At 42.7% G+C, this 1430-nt stretch carries 3 protein-coding genes; 2 read left to right on the forward strand and 1 reads right to left on the reverse strand.

The features are described 5' to 3' along the window. Positions 1 to 609 (forward strand): TVP38/TMEM64 family protein (locus R8269_RS24350; RefSeq protein WP_318222791.1); only part of this gene is annotated, 609 nt, incomplete at its 5' end. After that, on the forward strand, positions 609 to 881 hold the full coding sequence (locus tag R8269_RS24355; RefSeq protein WP_318222792.1) for a putative signal transducing protein: 273 nt from the start codon (positions 609 to 611) through the stop codon (positions 879 to 881). The genes R8269_RS24350 and R8269_RS24355, both read left to right, overlap by 1 nt. A gap of 89 nt (positions 882 to 970) precedes the next feature. Here the strand turns inward: R8269_RS24355 and R8269_RS24360 are convergent. Then, on the reverse strand, positions 971 to 1430 hold a 460-nt coding region (locus R8269_RS24360), incomplete at its 5' end, for an alpha/beta hydrolase (RefSeq protein WP_318222793.1).

Below are 1430 nucleotides of genomic sequence, written 5' to 3' on the forward strand. Positions count from 1 at the left end.
GAAAACGCAAAAGCGCAGCAAGAAGCACTCAATTCATTCATCGAAGCCAACATCGTCTATGCCGCCACGGTGTATTTTTTAGCGTATGTTGCGATTACCGCATTTTCTATTCCCGGAGCAGCAGTGGTTACTTTGCTAGGCGCAGCTTTGTTTGGGTTTTGGTTTAGCTTACTTTTAGTTTCTTTTGCCAGTACGATCGGTGCGACCTTAGCTTTTTTGAGTAGCCGATATTTGCTTAGGGATTGGGTTCAATCGAGATTTGGGGAAAAGCTTGTTGCGATTAACCAAGGAGTAAAAAAGGATGGCGCGTTTTATCTGTTTTCTTTGCGCTTGATTCCAGTGTTCCCATTTTTCCTCATCAACCTACTGATGGGATTAACACCTATGAGCATTGCGCGCTTTTATTTAACCAGTCAAATAGGCATGCTCCCTGGTACTGCCGTTTACCTTAACGCTGGTACTCAGTTAGCAACCATTGATAGCCTTTCTGGTATCGTATCCCCGACGGTATTAGCATCTTTTGGTTTGCTGGGGCTGTTTCCAATACTCGTAAAATGGGTTATGAATAAGGTCAAGCCAACCCCTACTCAGCCAAATGGCAGTATTTGATGAAAATCTTTATCGCGAAAAATCCAGCAGAAGCGCACATCGTATGTGAACTATTAAAAACTGAAGATATATGCTGTGAGGTGCGTGGAGAAGGACTTTTTGGTCTGAAAGGTGAGCTTCCTTTTGGCGATGATACTGATCCTTATGTTTGGCTATTAGATCCAGAACAGCAATTGAAAGCTCACTCAATTATTGAAGCATTTAGGCAGCAGTCACAAAGCAACATATATGAAGACTGGCAATGTCCTCATTGTCTTGAACACAACGAATGACAGTTTGGTGCGTGTTGGCAATGTGGATATCAAATTGGGGAGCCATGATCGTTCCCCTATTCTCGCATTTCAGGTGTCTATATTGATGGCTAGGCGACGATACTTTGTTGCTTTATAAATTCGATAGAGTGTTGGTTAAAATCTTCAGGACGCTCTACATTGCAGACATGACCGCAGTTTGGAATTTCACGCAAGATACTGAGCTTATGCGCTGCAACCATCTCTTTCACCGGTTGGATGAACATATAGTCTCTATCACCCATCAAATACAATGTCGGTATGGGTAACTCTCTGTCTTTGAAGTACTTCATCAATGGGTTTACATCCGCGGCAAGAATAAACCAGCGTTTAAACTCTTTTTGGCACAGCTTCTTTGCTTCTCGAATAAACAAATGCCTTGATTCACGCTGACTTCGTTGAGGCATCACAATGTAGGCAAACAGCTTATACAACCACATATAAGGCAAGATATGTTTACAGAAGTTACCCAACTTAACCAAAATCTGCGAACGCGTATTCAAGCGTGTCACCGCACCGCCTAAAACCATC

It is taken from the genome of Vibrio sp. Vb0667 (assembly GCF_033391095.1).

Bases quoted from the DNA above. Each gene is read 5' to 3' on its own strand.
- R8269_RS24355 (WP_318222792.1), top strand. From the start codon at position 609: ATGAAAATCTTTATCGCGAAAAATCCAGCAGAAGCGCACATCGTATGT.